Consider the following 22,095-nt stretch of genomic DNA (forward strand, 5'->3'; position numbering starts at 1 on the left):
CCTCGTTAAATGGAAAACCCTATTACAAAAAAGGGTGCTTTCTATGAAAAAAATCATCTTGTTTTTAACCGTCATCCTCATATGCCTATCTCAGTCAGCGGTATCCGCACGAACCTTAAATCACCCGCAAATTCCAATGGAGTCATCGGACAAGGAGAAAGTTGCTATTGTTGTTTTATCAGAAGAAAAAAGTGAGGAAGAAATAATGAAGCTCGTTCGTTCAATCCCTCATTTACAGCTAAGGCATATTTATAAATACGCTCTAAATGGCTTTTCGGTAAAGGGGAGGCAGGCAGAAATTGAGCAAATATCAAACAAAGTGAATACCTCACTCATCTCTCCGGTTAATACGTATAAGGTTCATGCAGAAGAGAGTATAAAAATGATTGGCGGAGAGGAGGTTCGCGGACTTTTTGATCAAAAAAATCAGCGATTAACAGGAAAAGGAGTGAAAGTTGGGATCATTGATACTGGAATCGACTACACCCACCCAGATTTAAGAGTCAACTATGGCGGCGGGCATGATTTAGTGGATGGAGATGATGATCCGATGGAAACGAATGCTGCTGATGGTGAAGGCACGTTGCACGGGACTCATGTGGCTGGCATTATCGCGGCAAATGGGAAAATTCAAGGAGTAGCTCCGGATGCAACAATTATAGCTTATCGTGCGCTTGGTCCCGGAGGCAGCGGGACAACGGAACAGGTCATTGCCGCAATTGATCAAGCGATTAAGGATAGAGTCGATATATTAAACCTATCACTTGGCAACAACGTGAACGGTCCAGATTTGCCAATAAGCATGGCATTAAATAAAGCGGTAGATAAAGGGATTACAGCAGTTACTTCCTCCGGCAATTCCGGTCCGAATTATTGGACGGTCGGTTCACCAGGTACGGCTTCAAAGGCAATATCCGTTGGTGCTTCAACACCGTCCATAAATATTCCTTTCTTGGAGGTGTCGGGTCAGAAGCTCAGGCTAGAGCCGCTTCAGGGATCGGTTGATTGGGAACTCAATCAATCGAATGAAATGGTTTTTGCTGGATTAGGCAAAAAGGACGAACTGAAGGAAGTTAAAGGAAAAATCGTTCTTGTAGAAAGAGGAGAGCTTACCTTTACAGAAAAGGGGATAAATGCATTCGAAGCAGGCGCAAAAGCAGTCATTATTTACAATAATACGAAGGGGAACTTTTTCGGGAATTTAGAAAGAGAACTGCCTATTCCGGTAACTGCTTTATCAAAAACGAAAGGGGAGCAGTTAAGAAAGAAGCTCTCCAAAGATAAGATTTTTGCAAGGACCTATATAATAGAAGAAAAGGATATTCTTGCCGATTTCAGCTCTCGTGGTCCTGTAACATCTACATGGGAAATCAAACCAGACATCGTTGCACCAGGAGTCGCTATCAATAGTACGGTACCAGGCGGATATTTGCCGCTGCAAGGAACGAGTATGGCAGCTCCGCATGTAGCAGGAGCTAGTGCACTTATCAAGCAAGCACATCCTGATTGGGGTCCAGACAAAATTAAAGCAGCCCTTATGAATACAGCAAAACCGCTCCTAAACAAAAAGGGAAAGCCGTACCGAGCGTATGAACAGGGAGCAGGAAGAATCCAAATGGAAAAGGCATTAAAATCAAATTCTCTTGTCATGCCTGCCTCATTACAGTTTGGCAAGTTTCAACTAGCTGATCGTATGCACGAACATAATGGATATATAACGGTAGAAAATATTGGTGATTCCCCCCTGTCGTACTCATTTTCTATTCCGCATGCTGAAAATGGTCTAAGCTGGACGCTTCCTCTTTCTTTCTATTTAAAGCCAGGAGAAAAAAAGCGGCTGGAGCTGAAGCTTGCTGTCGACCCAAATGTATTCAAAAAAAAGGTGTATGATGGAACCATAAGATTAAAAGCTGGATCACAAGAAATCAATATTCCATATATCTATGTTCTTGAGGAACCAAATTATCCAAGAGTCATGGGGTTTGGAGTTGGAAAGGGAGACAAGCCTGATACGTACCGTTATGAGGTCTATCTGCCGGGAGGAGCGGAGGAATTCGGCATTGCAATGTTTGATGCAGATAGCCTGCGTTTTATTGATTTTCTTGATTGGAAAAGAGGGGTAGGAAAAGGGCAGCTGCTGCAGGAGATTAAAAGAGATCAGCTCCCAGAGCCAGGCCTTTATAAAATTAAGGTGTTTGCGAAAAAAGCGGGGAGAGAGGATGCGGTTGAATCCTATTTGTATATATTACCAAATGGTGAAATGGAATCATCATCTATCCATTTGCTTAAGTAAAATTGAAAAAAATCTATTAAAATGAAGGATTTTTCTACTGTATGAAAAACCTTCAAATACTTGATAAAAGGGGTGTAGCAGAACTTCACCCCTTTTTCAATAGGTAAGATTCAAATTATTATGAAAATAGTGTGAACACACTTTCTTTCCCTTGATATATATGACTTTTTTCATTTTAAATGCATTGACATTGACAAGCCCCTATTGTATGCTTACAAAGGGTATAATATGATAGGGTTTTCATAATATTTGGGCAGTCATTATTCCCACGTCTGCATGTTGCTAATAGTAATTAGTAACACCTCAAAACCCACTTACCATTCACCTCAAAGTGAGGGAGAATGCGTTTAATGAGCATCAAAAGACCGCAACCCATACAAAGCAGTCCATCAATTTTTTACAGGAGAATAAATCATAATGCCAGAATTAAAAGCTACCTATGTGAGACAACGAAAATACATATTTTTATTGTTGTCAATTTATGTTCTTGGCTGGGGATTTACTTCTTACCAATCTATCTTTTTAGGATTAGTATTGGGTACTTCCTGTAGTTTGTTTAACTTGTGGCTTCTAGCAAGGAAAACAGAGCAATTTGGCAATGCGGTCGCAAACGGTGAGAAGATACGCTCACTCGGAATGGTTTCCAGAATGGCAATGGCAGTACTTGCTGTGTTTGTTGCAATGGAATATCCCGAGAAGGTCCATCTGATCAGTGTAGTAATTGGATTAATGACTTCATATGTTGTCATTATGATAGATTTTTTTCTTCAAACTTTTCATTTACGTAAATAGCGGGGAAGAGAGGTGAATATTAATGCATCATGGAGCTCCTTTACGTGAGTTTATGGGCTTAACTTTTAACTTAGGGAATATTATGATGATTACGATTGCCAGCGCAGTTGTATTTATTATAGCTGTTCTCGCTACTAGGAAATTAGCCATGAAACCTACAGGGATGCAAAATATACTCGAATGGGTAATGGATTTTGTTAAAGGCATTATTAACAGTTCGATGGATTGGAAGGATGGCGGACGATTCCATCTGCTTGCTTTAACGTTGATTATGTATATTTTTGTTTCCAATATGCTTGGTCTGCCATTTTCAATCACTTATAACGGGGAACTCTGGTGGAAATCACCAACAGCTGATCCCGCAATTACATTGACTTTGTCTCTAATGGTACTAGCCTTAACGCATTTCTTTGGGATTAAGGCAAAAGGAGCAGGCGGTTATGGACGTGAATTTCTTAAGCCATTTTGGATCATGTCTCCAATTAAGATTGTTGAGGAATTTGCCAATGCCCTCACATTAGGTCTGCGTCTTTATGGAAATATTTATGCTGGAGAAATTCTCCTTTCATTATTAGTTGGTACTCTAGCTGCTGGCAGCTGGGCCGGCAAATTTGCTGCAATCATTCCAACGGTTGCTTGGCAAGGATTCTCGATCTTTATCGGTGGAATCCAAGCGTTTATCTTCTGTATGTTATCTATGGTTTATATGGCACACAAAGTGAGCCGAGACCATTAATATATACCCTGTTCAATTTTGAACAAAACACAAATAAAAAAATTAATTATACAATTCAAGGAGGAAATTTAGAATGGGTCTATTAGCAGCAGCAATCGCAGTAGGTTTAGCAGCACTAGGTGCTGGTATCGGTAACGGTCTTATCATTTCAAGAACAGTTGAAGGGATGGCTCGTCAGCCTGAAGCTCGTGGAATGCTACAAACAACAATGTTTATTGGTGTAGGTTTAGTAGAGGTACTACCAATCATCGCAGTAGTTATCGCGTTCATGGTTGTTGGACAGTAACTCCTAGTTTAAACAATTTGAAAATGGCGAAGATCATTCGATGAGGACCTTCGCCATTCCTTTATGTCTTAAATATGAAAAATCTAAGTTTTATATAAATGAAACATCGTTTTTGCATTTCTTATAGCTCTTGAAGGGAGTGAATCGAGGGTGTTATCAAACAGTTTAGTATTAGGTGCATCAACCGGTTTTAACAGTGGAGATATGATTTATCAGTTGATTGCGTTTATTATTTTATTACTTTTGCTTAAAAAGTTCGCATGGGGTCCGTTAATGGGCATCATGAAAGAACGTGAAGAACATATTGCAAATGAAATCGAATCGGCTGAACAAAGCCGTACAGAAGCGAAAAAGCTTTTAGAAGAGCAAAGAAACCTTCTAAAAGAAGCGCGCAACGATGCGCAAGGCTTAATTGAAAGTGCGAAGAAGCAAGGCGATGTACAGCGTGAGGAAATCATTGCTGCTGCACGTGCGGAATCTGAGCGTATTAAGCAATCTGCTAAGGTTGAGATCGAACAGCAGAAAGAACAGGCAGTTGCAGCTATTCGCGAACAAGTGGCTTCACTATCTGTATTAATTGCTTCCAAGGTGATTGAGAAGGAATTAAGTGCAGAGGATCAAGAGAAGCTTATTAACGAATACATTCAAGAGGCAGGAGAAGAGCGATGACGGGCTCTATAGTAGCAAAGCGCTATGCGTTAGCTCTTTTCCAGCTTGCAAATGAACATCAGCTTCTTGACCAAATGGAAGAAGAGCTTCGTGCAGTGAAAAAAGTAATGAATGAAACTTCCGAATTACAGGCAGTGCTTAAGTCTCCTAAGCTTTCAATTGAAAAAAAGAAGGAGATTCTAAAGGATGCATTTGCATCTGTAAATACATTCGTTTTAAATACGTTAATGCTTTTAATTGAACGCCATCGAGAAGATGAAATCTCGGATGTGGCGGATCACTTTGTAAATATGGCAAATGATGCAAGAGGCATTGCAGAGGCGAAGGTCTACTCGATCCGCCCGTTAACAGACGCGGAACGTGAAGCGCTGTCTTCATCATTTGCAGAAAAGGTTGGCAAGAAATCACTTCGCATTGACAATATCGTAGATACTAATTTACTCGGCGGCATCAAGCTTCGAATCGGAAACCGGATTTTCGACGGCAGCTTGCGCGGTAAGCTAGATCGTCTGGAACGTCAATTATTAGGATAAGATTCGTAGATAGGGGTGAAACTCATGAGCATCAAAGCTGAAGAAATCAGTGCGCTGATAAAAAAGCAAATCGAAAACTATCAGTCGGAAATTCAAGTGAGTGATGTAGGTACAGTTATCCAAGTTGGTGACGGTATCGCTCGTGCTCATGGCCTCGACAATGTCATGGCTGGAGAGCTTCTTGAATTTTCAAACGGCGTTATGGGTATGGCGCAAAACCTTGAAGAAAATAACGTCGGTATTATCATTTTAGGACCTTTCACAGAAATTCGTGAAGGGGATGAGGTACGCCGTACAGGACGTATCATGGAAGTTCCTGTTGGGGAAGAGTTAATCGGTCGTGTTGTAAACCCATTAGGACAGCCAGTGGATGGAATGGGCCCAATCAATACAACAAAAACGCGCCCGATTGAAAGCCCGGCTTTTGGTGTTATGGATCGTAAATCTGTACACGAGCCACTTCAAACGGGAATTAAAGCGATTGACGCTCTTGTGCCAATCGGACGCGGACAACGTGAGTTAATCATCGGTGACCGTCAAACTGGTAAAACATCCGTTGCTATCGATACAATCTTGAACCAAAAGGGTCAAGATATGATTTGTATCTATGTTGCAATCGGACAAAAAGAATCAACGGTTCGTGGACTAGTTGAAACGTTACGTAAAAATGGTGCAATGGATTACACAATTGTTGTAACAGCTTCTGCATCACAACCTGCTCCATTGTTATACTTAGCACCATATGCTGGGGTTTCAATGGGAGAAGAATTTATGTTAAATGGAAAGCACGTATTAGTAGTCTATGATGACTTAACAAAGCAAGCTGCTGCATACCGTGAACTTTCCTTATTATTACGCCGTCCTCCAGGTCGTGAAGCATATCCAGGGGATGTATTCTACTTACACAGCCGCCTTTTAGAGCGTGCTGCTAAGTTAAGTGACGCAAAAGGTGCAGGTTCAATCACCGCATTGCCATTTATTGAAACGCAAGCAGGTGACGTTTCTGCATATATCCCAACAAACGTTATCTCTATCACAGATGGACAGATCTTCTTGCAGTCTGACCTTTTCTTCTCTGGAGTACGTCCAGCGATCAACGCAGGTCTTTCTGTTTCACGTGTAGGGGGTTCAGCGCAAATTAAAGCGATGAAAAAGGTATCTGGTACATTGCGTCTAGACCTTGCTTCATACCGTGAGCTAGAAGCGTTTGCTCAATTCGGTTCTGATCTTGATAAAGCTACTCAAGCAAAACTTAACCGTGGTGCTCGTACAGTAGAAGTATTAAAACAGGATCTAAATAAACCATTAAAAGTTGAAAAGCAAGTTGCGATTCTTTATGCATTAACTCGTGGCTTCCTTGATGATATTCCTGTACAGGATATTCGTCGTTTCGAATCAGAATACCTTTCTTGGTTAGACCACAACCGCAAAGATTTGTTAGACCATATCGCTACAACGAAGGAACTTCCTTCTGATGATGATATGGCTGCTGCGATCAACGAATTCAAAAAATCTTTCGCAGTTTCCGAATAATTGGGGTCTGACAAACTTTGAAAAAAGGTGGTGAGAACCTGTGGCATCATTAAGAGATATAAAGAATAAGATAACTTCCACTAAGAAAACGAGTCAAATTACGAAAGCGATGGAAATGGTATCTGCATCTAATTTTAACCGTGCGGAGATGAATGCGAAAAAGTTCGTTCCTTACATGGATAAAATTCAAGAGGTTACTGCATCCATTGCTTTAGGCAGTAAAGATGCAACGCATCCGATGTTAAGCTCTCGCCCTGTCAAAAAGACAGCTTATTTAGTCATTACTGCTGAGCGTGGTCTTGCAGGTGCATTTAACAGTAACGTTTTGCGTTTAGCATTCCAAACGATTCAGAAGCGCCACAAATCAAAAGATGAGTATGTGGTTATCGCTTTAGGGAAGATGGGCCGCGAATTCTTCATGAAACGTGACATGAACGTTATTCTCGACATTACTGGAATAGCTGATCAACCAACATTTGCTGATATTAAAGATACTGTAAATAAAACAGTGAATATGTTTGCTGATGGAGCATTTGATGAGCTATACATGTACTACAATCACTTTGTCAGTGCAATCCAACAGGATGTTACAGAGAAGAAAGTTCTTCCACTAACCGATATTGCGACATCTAACAAACTAACATCTTATGAATTTGAACCATCTGCAGAAGAGATTTTAAATGTATTATTACCTCAGTATGCAGAGAGTTTAATTTATGGAGCACTTCTAGACAGTAAAGCTAGTGAGCATGCTGCTAGAATGAGCGCGATGAAAAGTGCAACTGACAACGCGAAAGAGCTTATTGACTCATACAGCCTAAGCTACAACCGTGCTCGTCAGGCTGCAATTACACAAGAAATTACCGAAATCGTCGGCGGAGCAGCCGCGTTGGAATAATTTGAAATGCGAAAAGTGCCTGGGTCAGCCCCGACAAGCATAAGACGAGCCGGCATGAAGGTTGTTCTTTAATCTTCTTGTCGGATTGGCTTAGACCCAAGAGGGGCTAGGCGCTGAAGCTAGACAAAAATTAAATAAATACAAGGGATGAGGACCAAGTCGGTCCCTTGCCCTTTTGTATGTTGAATTGAACGTTAGGAGGGAAAAAGATGAACAAAGGACGCGTTCTTCAAGTTATGGGTCCAGTTGTTGACGTAAAGTTCGAAAGCGGACAACTTCCTGAGATCTATAATGCATTGACAATCGTAAATAAAGCGCGTAATGAATCTGAAGTTGACATCAACTTAACCCTTGAAGTTGCCCTTCATTTAGGTGATGATACAGTTCGTACCATTGCAATGTCATCTACTGACGGTTTAACACGTGGTAGTGAAGTAATTGATACTGGTGCACCAATTTCTGTACCTGTTGGTGATGTTACACTTGGCCGTGTATTTAACGTATTAGGTGAAACAATCGACTTAGATCCGGCACTATCTGCTGATGCTCGCCGCGACTCTATCCATAGAGAAGCACCAAATTTTGAGCAGCTTTCAACAGAGGTAGAAATTCTTGAAACTGGAATTAAAGTAGTAGACTTGCTTGCTCCATATATTAAAGGTGGAAAAATCGGTCTATTTGGTGGTGCCGGTGTAGGTAAAACCGTTTTAATCCAGGAATTAATCAATAACATCGCTCAAGAGCACGGCGGTATTTCCGTATTCGCTGGTGTAGGTGAGCGTACACGTGAAGGTAACGACCTTTATCATGAAATGACAGATTCAGGCGTTATTAAGAAAACAGCGATGGTATTCGGTCAGATGAACGAGCCGCCAGGTGCACGTATGCGTGTTGCTTTGACAGGTTTGACAATGGCAGAATATTTCCGTGATGACCAAGGACAGGACGTTCTTTTCTTCATGGATAACATCTTCCGTTTCACTCAAGCAGGTTCAGAAGTATCAGCGCTACTTGGCCGTATGCCTTCTGCCGTTGGTTACCAGCCAACTCTTGCTACTGAAATGGGTAAACTGCAAGAACGTATCACATCTACTAACGTAGGTTCTGTTACTTCTATCCAAGCGATTTATGTACCAGCCGATGACTATACGGATCCGGCTCCGGCTACTACTTTCGCTCACTTAGATGCAACAACAAACCTTGAGCGTAAGCTTTCTGAGATGGGTATCTATCCTGCGGTGGATCCACTTGCTTCAACTTCTCGTGCACTGTCACCGGAAATCGTTGGCGAAGAGCACTACGCAGTAGCTCGTGAAGTACAGTCAACATTACAGCGTTATAAAGAATTACAAGATATTATCGCAATTTTAGGTATGGATGAGCTTTCTGATGAAGATAAGCTTGTTGTACAGCGTGCGCGTCGTATCCAAGTATTCTTATCTCAAAACTTCCACGTGGCTGAACAGTTCACTGGCCAGCCAGGTTCATACGTACCGGTTAAAGAAACAGTTAAAGGCTTTAAAGAAATTCTTGAAGGTAAATATGATCACCTTCCAGAAGATGCATTCCGTCTAGTCGGCCGCATTGAAGACGTGATTGAGAATGCAAAACGTATGGGTGTAGAAGTCTAATCTCGGACCAGGAGGGTAAAAAATGAAGACGATTAAAGTCAGTGTTGTTACTCCCGATGGCCCGGTGTATGAATCAGATGTGGAAATGGTAAGTACAAAGGCCGAGAGCGGTGAGCTCGGAATTTTACCAGGGCACATTCCAATGGTTGCACCGTTACAGATTGGAGCCGTTCGTTTAAAAACGCAAGGAAAAACAGACATCGTAGCAGTAAGTGGCGGATTTGTAGAAGTTCGTCCAGACAAAGTATCTATTTTAGCGCAATCTGCTGAACAAGCAGATGAAATTGATGTAGATCGTGCTCTTCGTGCGAAAGAACGTGCGGAAAAGCGTCTGAACGATCAGAAACGTGAAAGCGTCGACTTCAAACGTGCTGAACTAGCTCTACAGCGCGCACTAAACCGTATTAATGTTTCAGAAAGACAATTTTAATCATAGAGGACACCTCCCAGTTGTACTGGGGGGTGTTTTTTTGTGGAAAATCATAGATTGGATTGACCGGAATATGAGAGGAAATGACCGGAATAATGAAATTTTGGCCGGAATACAGAGGGAAGTGACCGGATTAAGTATAAGTTTGACCGGATTACATAGAAATGAACGATAACTGGATGATGAAAGTAGATAATTCTGAGGTTCAGATCAAATACACTTGGTTGAAGTTTTATTCTTGGAATACAAATAGTATTTCCTGAAGAATTTTCTGGAAATATCTCTAATATGTGAAGTGGCCCGAAAAAATAGGAAAGTGGCCGATAAATGAGGAAAAGTGGCCCGTAAAATAGAAAAAGTGACCGATAAAGGGACTTTGGCAAACTTTTAACTATAAATATATATACATTATCAAAACAACTTCTTATTTTTAAGGAAATGAATAGATTTATTTTAAGAGACATTCTGTCCAATAAAAATAATGAAGATTTGTTGACAAATCTCACTGACAGAAAGATGAATTTGACCTTTAATGGTAAATGGAATGGGGAGGAATTAGAGATTAGTAGGTAAAGAGGATAGGTGGATTCACAATATTGCCATTTTGTTGTGTGTTCGGGGAATGTGTTGGGCTTTGAGTGTAAGGGATGAAAATCCTCTAGGGCTGTGTTCCAGCTTACAAAAGTGCTGATAGTATTAGACTAGTAATAATGCAGATGTCAGTTCGCATTTGTGCTAACTTGTGGATGGATTCGGGGAAGTGAGTTTAGGAGCTTTGCGCAAATGCTCAGGGTGGAGGGGATGGGTAGACATCTAGGATGGAAGATGGAAACCTTCTAGGGGCTGACGCCCCAACTCACAAGAGTGCTGATAGTATAAGACTAGTAATAATGCAGATGTCAGTTCGCATTTGTACCATCTTGGGGAGAGTATTCGGGGGAGTGATTCAGGGAGATGGTACAAATGCTCAGCGGGGAGGGATATGTGTCGACATCCGGGTGTGTTAGATGGAAAATCTCTCACCCGGATGTGCTGCCGCACCTCCGGCTTCAGCTGCCGCTGAAGCTTGCCAAACAAAGCTTTTTCCGCTTTTTGAGAGCGAGCTCTCAAACGCTGCAAAAGCTTTGTTTGGCAGGTGAGGGATTTTCCAATAATATACTAGGGCTTGTCGACACTTATTTGGAAGAGTGCTATAATGGTTACGGTTACAAATATTGAAGAATTAAAAATTTTACAACATTGGAGGGGATAGACATGGAAATGCTAAATTTATATCAAAATAACTATTTGATCGTGTTTGTATTCCTATGTCTGGGGATTTTGTTACCTGTGGTGGCGTTGTTTTTAGGGAAGCTTTTGCGTCCTTATAAACCGTATGATTCGAAGTACACCACGTATGAGAGTGGACTTGAACCATTTAGTGATTCAAGGGTACAGTTCAATGTGCGCTATTATATTTTTGCCCTTATGTTTGTTATTTTTGATGTGGAGACAGTGTTTTTGTATCCTTGGGCTGTTGCATATGAAAAACTCGGAATCTTTGCATTAATTGAAATGTTGATTTTTGTATTTATGCTTGTCATCGGGCTTATTTATGCTTGGAAGAAGAAGGTGTTGAAATGGATCTAAGAATCGAAAACATCCCTGAAGAGGATATGCAAGAGATACAAAGAACGGTATTTATGTCAACGCTTGAACAAATTAAAGCATGGTCTCGCAGCAACTCGTTATGGCCTATGACTTTCGGGCTTGCTTGTTGTGCGATTGAAATGATGCAGGCAAGTAATGCACACTATGACTTAGAACGCTTCGGTACATTCTATCGCAATTCCCCTCGCCAATCAGATGTTATGATCGTATCAGGTACAGTAACAAAGAAAATGGCGCCAATTCTTCGCAGGTTATATGATCAAATGCCAGAACCCAAGTGGGTCATTGCTATGGGCTCTTGTGCAACAGCTGGTGGACCTTATGTGAAATCTTACTCAGTTGTAAAAGGGGTCGATCAAATTGTACCTGTTGATGTATACATACCTGGATGTCCACCAAATCCAGCTGCTTTAATATATGGAATTAATAAATTGAAAGAAAAGATCCGTTACGAGGCTAAGACTGGGAAGAAGGTGATCTAACCCATGAGCGGTGAAAAAGATTTAGAACAGCTAAAAAAAGAGGCTGCCGCGAAGGCGAAGGCTGCCGCACTAGCGAAAATGAAGGCTAAAGAACTGGGTGAAGAGAAGGAAGAGGCACCGTCAGAAGACCTTGATATAGCCAAGCAAAAAGCTGCCGCTGCAGCGAAAGCAAAGGCCGCCGCACTAGCGAAAATGAAGGCGAAGGAACAAGGCGAAGAGAAGGAAGAGGCACCGTCAGAAGACCTTGATATAGCCAAGCAAAAAGCTGCTGCCGCAGCAAAGGCAAAGGCTGCCGCACTAGCGAAAATGAAGGCGAAGGAACAAGGCGAAGAGAAGGAAGAGGCACCGTCAGAAGACCTTGATATAGCCAAGCAAAAAGCTGCTGCCGCAGCAAAGGCAAAGGCTGCCGCACTAGCGAAAATGAAGGCGAAGGAACAAGGCGAAGAGAAAGAAGAAGCGCCAACTGAAGACCTTGATATAGCCAAGCAAAAAGCTGCTGCTGCTGCCAAAGCAAAGGCTGCCGCCGCAGCGAAAGCGAAAGCTGCTGCTCAGGCAAATCAATCAAGTGAGGCTGGAGATGACGCGAAGGCGAAAGCCGCTGCCGCTGCCAAAGCAAAGGCCGCCGCAGCAGCCAAAGCAAAAGCAGCAGCATTGGCAAAACAATCAGGTGAATCTGGTGGGGATGACGAAAAGGCGAAAGCGATAGCTGCCGCGAAAGCAAAAGCAGCAGCAGCCGCGAAAGCAAAGGCCGCAGCATCAGCAAAAGCTGGAGGCGCAGCAGGAGACGATGAAAAAGCAAAAGCGATTGCAGCCGCCAAGGCAAAAGCCGCAGCTGCAGCAGCAGCCAAAGCGAAGGCTGGTGGTGGAACCGTAAAGGCTGAACCAGCAGAAGAAGCGAAGCCATCACCAAATCAGCCATATCTTGATAAATATATTAGAGTCATAGAAGAGCATCTTGGAAATGATCATATAGAAGATTATTATATTAATAATCTATCAAAGGATGTTCCAACCCTTGTAGCAAAGCCAGAAAGCTATTATAAAATTGCAGAGTTTTTGAAATATAACGAGCAATTAGGCTTTGATTATTTATCAGAGCTGCATGGAACGGATTTTGAAACACATATGGAAGTGTATGTTCATTTATATTCATATAAAAATAGTCAATCCGTTGCATTAAAAGTAAAGATTGACCGTGATGGACCAACGATTGATTCATTGCAGCCGCTTTGGGAAGGTGCGAATTGGCCAGAGTGTGAGGCATATGATTTACTGGGCATTAAGTTTAACAATCATCCGAACTTGCACCGCATTATGCTTGGTGAAGAATGGGTTGGCCATCCACTAAGGAAAGACTATGAACCGTATGATGTGGAGGTGTAACCAATGTTGCGAACAGAAGAAATGCTTTTGAACGTAGGACCTCAGCATCCAAGTACGCACGGTGTTTTTCGTCTCGTCTTAAAAATTGATGGAGAAACCATTGTAGAGGCAAAGCCAGTCATCGGCTACCTTCACCGCGGAACAGAAAAGCTGGCAGAAGATCTTCAATATACACAAATCATCCCTTATACTGACCGGATGGACTACGTTTCAGCGATGACGAATAACTATGTAATTTGCCATGCGGTTGAAACGATGATGGATATTAAAGTACCTGAGAGAGCCGAGTATTTACGTGTCATTGCAATGGAACTTGGCCGGGTAGCAAGCCACCTTGTCTGGTTTGGTACGTACTTGCTTGATCTTGGGGCAACGAGTCCACTTCTATACGCTTTCCGTGAAAGGGAAATGATCATCAATATGCTGAATGAGCTATCAGGCGCTCGGCTAACATTTAATTACATGCGTGTTGGCGGAGTCAAATGGGATGCGCCAGAAGGCTGGATTGATAAAGTAAGAGAGTTCGTCCCTTATATGCATGAACAATTAAAGGGCTATCATACGCTCGTAACAGGAAACGAAATCTTTATGAACCGTGTAAAAGGAATTGGGACATACACGAAGGAAGACGCACTTAACTATTCCCTTAGTGGAGCCAATCTTCGCTGTACAGGAGTCAAATGGGATCTGCGTAAAAATGAACCTTACTCCATTTATGATCGGTTTGATTTTGATGTGGTTACCCGTGAAACAGGGGATGCATGGGCGCGTTATCATGTTCGCCTTGATGAAATTGAGGAATCATTGAAAATTTTAGAACAAGCGTGTGAACAGTTCCCTGCTGAAGGGGAGATTTTAGCGAAGGTGCCAAAGATCATTAAAGCACCTAAAGGAGAGGCCTTTGTACGAATTGAGTCTCCTCGAGGAGAAATCGGCTGTTATATCGCAAGTGATGGAAAAAAAGAACCATATCGCCTGAAATTTAGACGACCATCATTCTATAATCTCCAAATTCTCCCTAAGCTATTAGAGGGAGAGACAATTGCAAACTTAATTTCCATTCTAGGAGCGGTTGATATCATCCTAGGGGAGGTGGATGGCTAATGGTTGAAGATTTATTGCATTCCCAGCCGGAGATCTTAAACTTTGGGATTTTCTTTTTACTCGCAACCGTATTGCTTTTAGTCATTTTGGGATTCGTAACCTATGCGATCCTAGCAGAGCGGAAGGTTATGGGATTTATGCAGCTTCGCCAAGGTCCGAACCAAGTGGGCGGACGCTGGGGATTATTGCAAACTGTTGCTGACGTTTTAAAGCTTCTGCTAAAAGAAGATACGATTCCAAAGCTTGCTGATAAACCATTATTTATAATTGCACCAGTTATCGCATTTGCACCATCATTTATAGTTATTGCAGCAATTCCGTTTACAGATAAATTGCAATTTGCAGATTTAAATATTGGATTGCTTTACTATATCGCCATTTCAGGTTTGACGACGATTGGAATGGTTACCGGTGGATGGGCTTCCAACAATAAATATGCCCTACTCGGGGGGATGCGTGCAGCTGCACAGATGATTTCCTATGAAATCCCGCTTGTGATGTCAGTGCTCGGCGTTATTCTTTTAACAGGCAGTTTAAACCTAAATGATATTGTGGCTGCGCAAGAGAATGTATGGTATATCCTGCTTCAGCCCGTTGCATTCATTGTCTTTATCATTGCTTCAGTGGCTGAGTTAAACCGTGTCCCATTCGATCTTCCTGAATCCGAAAACGAACTTGTAGCCGGGTTCCATGTTGAATATTCCGGATTCCGTTGGGCATTTTTCATGCTTGCTGAATATGTGTATATGTTTGCGATGGCATCATTAACAACTGTTTTATTTTTAGGAGGATGGCTTCCGCTATTCTCATTCCTAGACTTTATTCCAGGTGCCGTCTGGTTTGCGCTTAAGTTCATGTTTGTCGTCTTTCTATTAATTTGGTTCCGAAGCACGTTTCCGCGTATTCGTGCAGATAAGTTAATGGAGTTTGCCTGGAAAATACTTTTACCAATCGCATTAGCGAATATTTTCCTAACAGCCATCATCAAGGAAATTTTTAAACTGTTATAGGAAAAGCGGTAACGCCTTGGTCATCGCCGTATAAACGCAGAAGGTCCGGTTCTTTCGATAAAGGAAACACGGTGAGCGAGAGCGAACCGATGTTGACGCAATCGTTGCGGAGGGTGCCTGAAGTTTGATAGGCGATAGGACGCTTGCGCTAGACAATTCTCTAACTCCAAAGTTATTACTTTCTTATCTTAAAAAAAGCTTACTTTAACCGCAAGGGGTGAAAAACATGCTTGGATTTGGATTAGCAAAAGGCTTAAAGTATACCCTGAAAAATTTAACGAAAGAAAAACCAACCTATGAATATCCGAATGAGCCACTCCCATTGCCAGACCGATTTCGGGGAATTCAAAAGTTCTATCCGGAAAAATGCATCGTTTGTAATCAATGTGCGAATATTTGCCCGACCGATTGCATCCAGCTGACAGGGAAAAAACACCCGGATCCGAACAAAAAGGGAAAAATTATTGATACGTATGATATTAACTTTGAAATTTGTATTCTTTGCGACCTGTGTACGGAGGTTTGTCCGACAGAGGCAATCATTATGTCAAATAACTTTGAACTCGCTGAGTATAGCCGTGATGAGCTATTTAAAAATCTCGAATGGCTGGATGAAAATGACGAGAATATACGGAAGGTGAATAAAGCATGACGTTATCAGGTGAATTTTTCGCGTTTATTTCACTCGCTTTAGTTGCAGTAGTCGGCGGCGTGCTCTTATTAAACCTTACCAAGGTCGTGCACATGGTCCTTGCACTCGTTTTTACATTTGTCAGCATCGCGGGAATCTTTATCCTGCTGTCAGCTGAATTTCTTGCGGCCGTTCAAATACTCATCTATTCTGGGGCGATTACAATCATTATGCTCTTTGGAATCATGTTAACCCGTCATGATGATACGAAAGAACCGAAGACAGGCCTTCTGCGAAAGCTGCTTCTTTTCTTAGGGATTCTCGGCTTTGCATTCGCCTTTTACATCGGAATTTATAATCTTGATTTTGGTGAAGTGTCAACCACATTACATGAGAACAACACAGAACAGATTGGGATCGCGCTTTATTCAAAATATATTATTCCATTTGAATTAACATCTGTCTTGCTGCTCGCTGCGCTTGTTGGAGCGATTGTGCTGTCAAAGAATGATCAGGAGAAGGAGGCGAAGAAGGAATGAGTTCAGTTCCACTTTCAGCCTACTTGGCGCTGGGTTTAATTCTATTTTGTATCGGTTTATATGGTGCACTAACAAAGAGAAACATCATCATTGTTCTTATTTCGATTGAGCTAATGCTTAATGCGGCGAACATTAACTTAGTAGCGTTCAGTAAATTCGGTGTGATGCCATCTATTACAGGACAAATCTTTGCACTTTTCGTCATGGCTGTTGCCGCTGCAGAAGTTGCTGTTGGGGTAGCAATACTGATTGCCTTATACCGTAATCGAAATACCGTTAACATTGATGAAGTGAACACATTGAAACACTAGAGGATGAAGCAAGTCTTTATAAAGTGAGTTCAAATTGAGGCTGAAAATAGAAATCACAGGCCGATTTCCGCTAATCTAGCCTCTGACCTCTAGTAATCTAACACGTTGGCTCTAGGACTATACAAAACTATAAACGTGTTCAAAAAGGGGATTGTGATATTGATGGAGAATGCATGGATCATACCGCTTTTCCCGCTTTTATCGTTTTTGTTCCTTATCTTTTTTGGCAAACGACTGAAGGAAGCAAGTGCATACATAGGAATCCTGCTCTCGCTTGCATCGTTCGTTTACTCCTTATTGGTGCTGTTCGAAAGATTTACATCACCCACACATAAGGCAGAGTCGGTTTGGCTGACGATAGGGGATGTTCAGTTAACAGCGGGTTTTGAAGTCAATCAATTAAATGCATTAATGCTTGTAATCGTATCGCTAGTGAGTTTCCTTGTACATACGTATTCAAAGGGATATATGCACGGTGATGAACGATTCCATGTGTACTACGCTTACTTAGGATTATTTACATTTGCAATGCTAGGCTTAGTGCTTTCGCCAAACCTTCTGCAAACGTATATTTTCTGGGAGCTTGTCGGTTTAGGTTCATTCTTGCTAATCGGCTTCTACTTTTATAAAGAAGAAGCGAAGAAGGCAGCCAAAAAGGCGTTTATTATGACGCGTATTGGAGACGTAGGTCTTTTAATTGGAATGATTCTATTATTCTGGCAGGTTGGAAGTTTCGAATATGATGAAATTTTTGCTGCGGTTGAAGCTGGAGCAGTTTCTTCAACCATGATTACATTAACTGCCATTTTAATTTTTATTGGTGCTGTGGGGAAGTCAGGTCAATTCCCGCTTCATACATGGCTGCCGGATGCGATGGAAGGTCCAACGCCAGTTTCTGCTTTAATCCACGCCGCAACGATGGTTGCAGCAGGGGTTTATTTAGTGGCATCCCTGTTCCCGCTCTTTACGGCAAGCGAGACAGCGCTAATGACGGTGGCGATTATTGGGGCATTCACTGCGATCTTTGCAGCAAGCATTGGTCTTGTTCAGAAGGATATTAAGAGAGTGCTTGCGTATTCAACTGTCAGCCAGCTAGGCTACATGATGCTTGCACTTGGATCTGCCGGCTATGTTGCTGGTGTGTTCCACCTTATGACACACGCTTTCTTTAAAGCCTTGCTATTCCTTGCGGCAGGTAGCGTTATTCACGCTGTTCATACGCAGGATATTGAAAAAATGGGCGGTTTATGGAAAAAGCTTCGTGTAACAGGTCCGTTATTTTTGATAGGAACATTAGCAATCAGCGGTGTCCCTTTATTTTCAGGATTCTTTAGTAAGGATGAAATTCTAATTGCAGCTTGGGCACATGGGAATACGGTGTTATTCTGGCTAGCGGTTATTGCTGCTTTCTTCACCGCATTCTATATGTTCCGTCTCTTCTTTATGGTATTTTCCGGTGAATCCCGCAGTGACATGAAGCATGTGAAGGAGTCACCAAGTGTGATGACTGTACCGATGATGGTTCTTGCTATCCTTGCTGTTGTAGCAGGGTATGTTAATACACCTTGGTTTGGGACATTTCTTGGAGATTGGCTAACAGAAGGAAATCCTGCTCTTGGGCATGGGCATATCGAAGGTCCGTCGTGGATTATGATTGTTGCAACAGTCGTTTCTTTATTAGGTATTTTCCTAGCTTGGCTAATTTACAGCAAGCGGTCACTATCACGTGATTGGCTCGGTGCTTCGACACTATATACGATTCTATATAATAAATATTATATCGATGAATTGTATGAATTAACGGTTTTAAAAGTAACGAAAGGACTCAGCCTGATTCTGCGTTTCATTGAAACATTCATCGTTGAGGGCATAGTCAAAGGGGTTTCAGGAGCGGTTTCTGGACTTGGACACTTAGGCTCAAGATTCCAGAGTGGACAGATCCAAAGATATGGTGCCGTCGCATTTGTCGGCTTAGCGATCTTAATTGTCGTATTTGCTGTAACAGGGGGGTATTTGAAATGAACTTTGCTTATTTATCCATCTTAGTTTTCTCCCCTTTACTCGGTATAATCGCTTTATTATTTGTTCCGAAAGCAAAGGAATCTGTCATTAAAACGGTTGGGTTCCTTGCAACTCTTCCGGCGCTCGTGCTGTCCTTGATGGCATATTTCCAATATCGATCAGGAAGTTCACTTGAGCGTTTAGATGAAATGGTCAACTGGATTCAATTTGGTAATCCAAATAGATTAGGCGAATTGTTTTCTATTAAATATGAATTAGGTGTTGATGGATTCTCGCTGATTATGCTTGTGTTAACAGCCATCCTGTCTACACTAGCAGCGATTGCTTCCATGTATATTAAGAAAGAATGGAAAGGCTACTTTATGCTATTCCTTCTTTTAGAGGTTGGAATGCTTGGCGTTTTTGCTGCTGAAAACTTAATTCTGTTCTTTATCTTTTTCGAAATTACACTTATTCCGACGTTCTTCCTTATTGGGAAGTGGGGCTATTTTGAAAAGGAAAAAGCAGCATTTAGCTTCTTAATTTATAATGGGTTAGGCTCGGCTGTACTGCTCATTGTCATCATGGTGCTGTTTGCACGTACAGGGACATCGAATATAGAAGCGCTAACTTCCATTCTTGCCGCTGACAGCTCTAACCTTGTTTTGTCAGAAGGTGGAAAAATGGGCTTGCTAATTGCTATGCTGATTGCATTTGGAGTTAAGCTGCCAATCTTCCCGCTGCATAGCTGGATGGTACGCGTTCACGTTCAAGCATCTCCATCTGTCGTAATGCTTCACGCAGGGATTCTCTTAAAAATTGGTGCATACGGGATTATTCGCTTCGGTATGGGCATTTTCCCTGAACAATTCCAGGATCTTGCCGTATTAATCGCAGTTCTTGGTGTAGTCAACCTGCTTTACGGAGCATTCCTTGCACTTGTTCAAACAGATTTCAAAATGGTACTTGCTTATTCATCTATTTCCCATATGGGGATTGTCTTAATTGGTTTAGGCGCTTTAAATGAGGCAGGGATTCAAGGAGCGATTTTCCAAGTAGTTTCACATGGATTAATTGCTGCGCTGCTATTCTTCCTTGTCGGTGTATTCTATGAGCGTCTGCAAACATCTAATATTCCTAACCTTGGCGGCTTGGCAAAGGGAATGCCGATTACGGCAGGTTTCCTGCTTGCAGGGGCAATGGCTTCGCTAGGAATGCCAGGAATGTCAGGCTTTGTGAGTGAATTCATGGCTTTCCTCGGATTATTTAAGGAAATGCCGGTTTTAGCTGCTGTGGGTGCGTTTGGTATCATCCTAACAGCTGTCTATCTGCTGCGTGCGGTTCTTGGGATTACTTATGGCAAGGCTCACCGGGAGTTTGCTGGAATTACTGATCTCAGGAAAGCGGAATGGGTTCCTGCTTTAGTTCTACTAGGGATTATTGTCTTAATTGGCGTATATCCAAGTGTTTTAACTGAACCGCTCACATCTACACTTGAAACTATCATGCTTGGGATTGGAGGGTGATGAAGGATGGATCTCGAAACATTACTATCATTTAAATGGAGCATCATGACACCTGAGTTCATCATCCTCGGTGTAATTACGTTACTTTCATTATTAGATTTATTTATGGCAAAGAGCGTGAATCGAAAGCTGCTTGGCTGGCTCGGCTTAGCTGGGATTCTCGGAGCGCTTATATCGTTGCTTAGCCTAATGGGCAATGGCCCTGAAACAATTCTCTATGATACATTCCGTTTGGACTCTTTTGCGATTGCGTTTAAGCTGCTATTGTTAATCGGAGCTGCGTTAGTCTTCCTGATTGCGATCAGCTATGAGCCAAAGGAAGGGCTAAATGAATATAGAGGAGAATTCTATTACTTATTCCTAGCCGCCTTGCTTGGTGCGATGATGATGTCCTCTAGTGGCGATTTAATTACATTGTTTATCGGGCTTGAGCTTCTCTCGATTTCTTCTTATATTCTTGCAGGGATTCGAAAGAAACATAGTGGCTCGAATGAGTCCGCGATGAAATATGTCGTGAATGGCGGAATTTCTACATCCATTACGATTTTTGGAATGAGCTATGTTTATGGCCTAACTGGAACGACAAACTTGCTTGATATGGCTCGTCATGTGATTACATTAGCTGATTCACAGCATATATATCTTTTAGGGCTTGCGTTCTTTATGATTTTCGTTGGTCTTTCCTTTAAAGTGGCAACGGCACCGTTCCATATGTGGGCACCAGATGTGTACCAGGGAGCACCAACACCAGTTACGGCATTCTTGAGTGTTGTTTCGAAAACAGCAGGATTTATTTTGATCGTCCGTATTTTAATGGTGATTTTCTATAACATCCCGACTGAAGGACCGGGTTCGATGCCGCTTCTTATCAAGGTTCAGGATTATATCGCCTTCCTTGCAGCAGCAACAATGATTATTGGGAACGTGGTTGCATTAAGGCAGAAGAACATTAAGCGATTATTTGCTTATTCTAGTATTGCACAAGCAGGTTACTTGCTTGTAGTTGTAGCTTCCATGTCTGCGTTCTTGTTTGATACGCTGTGGTTCTATTTAGGGGCATACTTGTTCATGAACTTAGGTGCATTCGCGATTATCCAGCTGATCACACAGAAAACAGGTTCTGAGGACATTGCAGAATTTGCCGGTTTGTATCGAAAAGCGCCGATTTTGGCGATTGCAATGGCCGTTTTTATCCTGTCATTAGCGGGGATTCCAGGAACAGCCGGCTTTATCGGGAAACTAAACATTTTCATGGGTGCCCTCGTTGTTGAACCAGCACACTATGTGCTTGTATCCATCATGATTGCGACCACGGTTGTCTCGTATTTCTACTACTTTGGCGTTATGGTCCAGATGTTCTTTAGACCAGCGGCCAATGATGAAGTGAAATTTAAGCTTCCTGCAGGACTAGGCGTTGTTATCGGTGTCTGTGTATTCGCAACAATTCTGTTCGGAGTAGCACCAAACATTGCTCTTGATTTCTTGCAAGGGAACTTCAATCAGTTCAGCGATTTTTTTCAATAAAATAAGCTAAACAGAAAAGCGGAAGCGCCTTGGTCACCCCCGACAAGCACAAGACGAGCCTCACGGAAAGGTGTTCTTTACCTTTCTGGAGGAATGGCTTGGGACCTCGAGGGGGTAGGTGCAGGAGCTAGAT

General features: G+C 42.1%; 22 protein-coding genes. All 22 read left to right on the plus strand.

What is annotated here, in order from left to right; translation table 11 throughout:
- Positions 1-43 precede the first annotated feature (43 nt).
- The 22 genes from FI644_RS11145 (at position 44) to nuoN (ending at position 21,962) form a co-directional block, all read left to right on the plus strand.
- The gene (locus FI644_RS11145; protein WP_056686782.1) at positions 44-2,293 is read left to right on the plus strand and encodes a S8 family serine peptidase; all 2,250 of its coding nucleotides are present in this window, start codon (positions 44-46) and stop codon (positions 2,291-2,293) included.
- A gap of 417 nt (positions 2,294-2,710) precedes the next feature.
- On the plus strand, positions 2,711-3,085 hold the full coding sequence (locus tag FI644_RS11150; RefSeq protein ID WP_053478545.1) for an ATP synthase subunit I: 375 nt from the start codon (positions 2,711-2,713) through the stop codon (positions 3,083-3,085).
- A gap of 22 nt (positions 3,086-3,107) precedes the next feature.
- The gene (gene atpB, locus FI644_RS11155; RefSeq protein WP_053478546.1) at positions 3,108-3,821 is read left to right on the plus strand and encodes a F0F1 ATP synthase subunit A; all 714 of its coding nucleotides are present in this window, start codon (positions 3,108-3,110) and stop codon (positions 3,819-3,821) included.
- A gap of 73 nt (positions 3,822-3,894) precedes the next feature.
- A complete protein-coding gene (gene atpE / locus FI644_RS11160) occupies positions 3,895-4,107 on the plus strand; it encodes a F0F1 ATP synthase subunit C (protein WP_053478547.1) in 213 nt (70 codons plus the stop codon).
- Between the two features lie 150 nt (positions 4,108-4,257).
- Positions 4,258-4,776, plus strand: a complete 519-nt coding sequence (locus tag FI644_RS11165; protein ID WP_053478548.1) for a F0F1 ATP synthase subunit B — start codon at positions 4,258-4,260, stop codon at positions 4,774-4,776.
- Positions 4,773-5,309 carry a F0F1 ATP synthase subunit delta gene (locus FI644_RS11170; protein ID WP_053478549.1) on the plus strand — a complete coding sequence of 179 codons (537 nt, stop codon included), beginning with the start codon at positions 4,773-4,775 and terminating at the stop codon, positions 5,307-5,309. Before FI644_RS11165 ends, FI644_RS11170 begins: the two co-directional genes overlap by 4 nt.
- Positions 5,310-5,333: 24 nt before the next feature.
- A complete protein-coding gene (gene atpA / locus FI644_RS11175; RefSeq protein ID WP_053478550.1) occupies positions 5,334-6,842 on the plus strand; it encodes a F0F1 ATP synthase subunit alpha in 1,509 nt (502 codons plus the stop codon).
- A gap of 40 nt (positions 6,843-6,882) precedes the next feature.
- Positions 6,883-7,740, plus strand: a complete 858-nt coding sequence (atpG, locus tag FI644_RS11180) for an ATP synthase F1 subunit gamma (protein ID WP_053478551.1) — start codon at positions 6,883-6,885, stop codon at positions 7,738-7,740.
- A gap of 209 nt (positions 7,741-7,949) precedes the next feature.
- On the plus strand, positions 7,950-9,371 hold the full coding sequence (gene atpD, locus FI644_RS11185) for a F0F1 ATP synthase subunit beta (protein ID WP_053478552.1): 1,422 nt from the start codon (positions 7,950-7,952) through the stop codon (positions 9,369-9,371).
- Between the two features lie 22 nt (positions 9,372-9,393).
- On the plus strand, positions 9,394-9,801 hold the full coding sequence (locus FI644_RS11190; protein ID WP_053478553.1) for a F0F1 ATP synthase subunit epsilon: 408 nt from the start codon (positions 9,394-9,396) through the stop codon (positions 9,799-9,801).
- 40 nt (positions 9,802-9,841) lie between these two features.
- Positions 9,842-9,976: a hypothetical protein gene (locus FI644_RS27130; RefSeq protein ID WP_256376290.1), complete on the plus strand. Its 135-nt coding sequence runs from the start codon at positions 9,842-9,844 to the stop codon at positions 9,974-9,976.
- Between the two features lie 1,079 nt (positions 9,977-11,055).
- The gene (locus FI644_RS11195) at positions 11,056-11,430 is read left to right on the plus strand and encodes an NADH-quinone oxidoreductase subunit A (protein ID WP_053478555.1); all 375 of its coding nucleotides are present in this window, start codon (positions 11,056-11,058) and stop codon (positions 11,428-11,430) included.
- A complete protein-coding gene (locus tag FI644_RS11200; RefSeq protein WP_053478556.1) occupies positions 11,421-11,933 on the plus strand; it encodes a NuoB/complex I 20 kDa subunit family protein in 513 nt (170 codons plus the stop codon). Before FI644_RS11195 ends, FI644_RS11200 begins: the two co-directional genes overlap by 10 nt.
- Positions 11,934-11,936: 3 nt before the next feature.
- On the plus strand, positions 11,937-13,316 hold the full coding sequence (locus tag FI644_RS11205; protein ID WP_056686772.1) for an NADH-quinone oxidoreductase subunit C: 1,380 nt from the start codon (positions 11,937-11,939) through the stop codon (positions 13,314-13,316).
- A gap of 3 nt (positions 13,317-13,319) precedes the next feature.
- Complete coding sequence (locus FI644_RS11210) at positions 13,320-14,420, plus strand: NADH-quinone oxidoreductase subunit D (protein WP_142108313.1); 1,101 nt, start codon at positions 13,320-13,322, stop codon at positions 14,418-14,420.
- The gene (gene nuoH, locus FI644_RS11215) at positions 14,420-15,430 is read left to right on the plus strand and encodes an NADH-quinone oxidoreductase subunit NuoH (RefSeq protein ID WP_142108314.1); all 1,011 of its coding nucleotides are present in this window, start codon (positions 14,420-14,422) and stop codon (positions 15,428-15,430) included. Before FI644_RS11210 ends, nuoH begins: the two co-directional genes overlap by 1 nt.
- Before the next feature lie 226 nt (positions 15,431-15,656).
- Complete coding sequence (nuoI, locus tag FI644_RS11220; protein WP_053478559.1) at positions 15,657-16,082, plus strand: NADH-quinone oxidoreductase subunit NuoI; 426 nt, start codon at positions 15,657-15,659, stop codon at positions 16,080-16,082.
- Positions 16,079-16,600 carry an NADH-quinone oxidoreductase subunit J gene (locus FI644_RS11225; protein ID WP_053478560.1) on the plus strand — a complete coding sequence of 174 codons (522 nt, stop codon included), beginning with the start codon at positions 16,079-16,081 and terminating at the stop codon, positions 16,598-16,600. Before nuoI ends, FI644_RS11225 begins: the two co-directional genes overlap by 4 nt.
- On the plus strand, positions 16,597-16,911 hold the full coding sequence (gene nuoK, locus FI644_RS11230; RefSeq protein WP_053478561.1) for an NADH-quinone oxidoreductase subunit NuoK: 315 nt from the start codon (positions 16,597-16,599) through the stop codon (positions 16,909-16,911). The genes FI644_RS11225 and nuoK overlap by 4 nt, the downstream gene beginning before the upstream one ends.
- Before the next feature lie 159 nt (positions 16,912-17,070).
- Positions 17,071-18,933, plus strand: coding sequence for an NADH-quinone oxidoreductase subunit L (nuoL, locus tag FI644_RS11235; RefSeq protein ID WP_053478562.1), 1,863 nt, complete (start codon positions 17,071-17,073; stop codon positions 18,931-18,933).
- Complete coding sequence (locus FI644_RS11240) at positions 18,930-20,438, plus strand: complex I subunit 4 family protein (RefSeq protein WP_142108315.1); 1,509 nt, start codon at positions 18,930-18,932, stop codon at positions 20,436-20,438. The genes nuoL and FI644_RS11240 overlap by 4 nt, the downstream gene beginning before the upstream one ends.
- Before the next feature lie 6 nt (positions 20,439-20,444).
- Positions 20,445-21,962, plus strand: coding sequence for an NADH-quinone oxidoreductase subunit NuoN (nuoN, locus tag FI644_RS11245; RefSeq protein ID WP_142108316.1), 1,518 nt, complete (start codon positions 20,445-20,447; stop codon positions 21,960-21,962).
- The last annotated feature ends 133 nt before the right edge of the window (positions 21,963-22,095 follow it).

Source organism: Cytobacillus solani, assembly GCF_006704205.1.
GTDB classification, from domain to species: Bacteria; Bacillota; Bacilli; order Bacillales; family Cytobacillaceae; genus Cytobacillus; species Cytobacillus solani.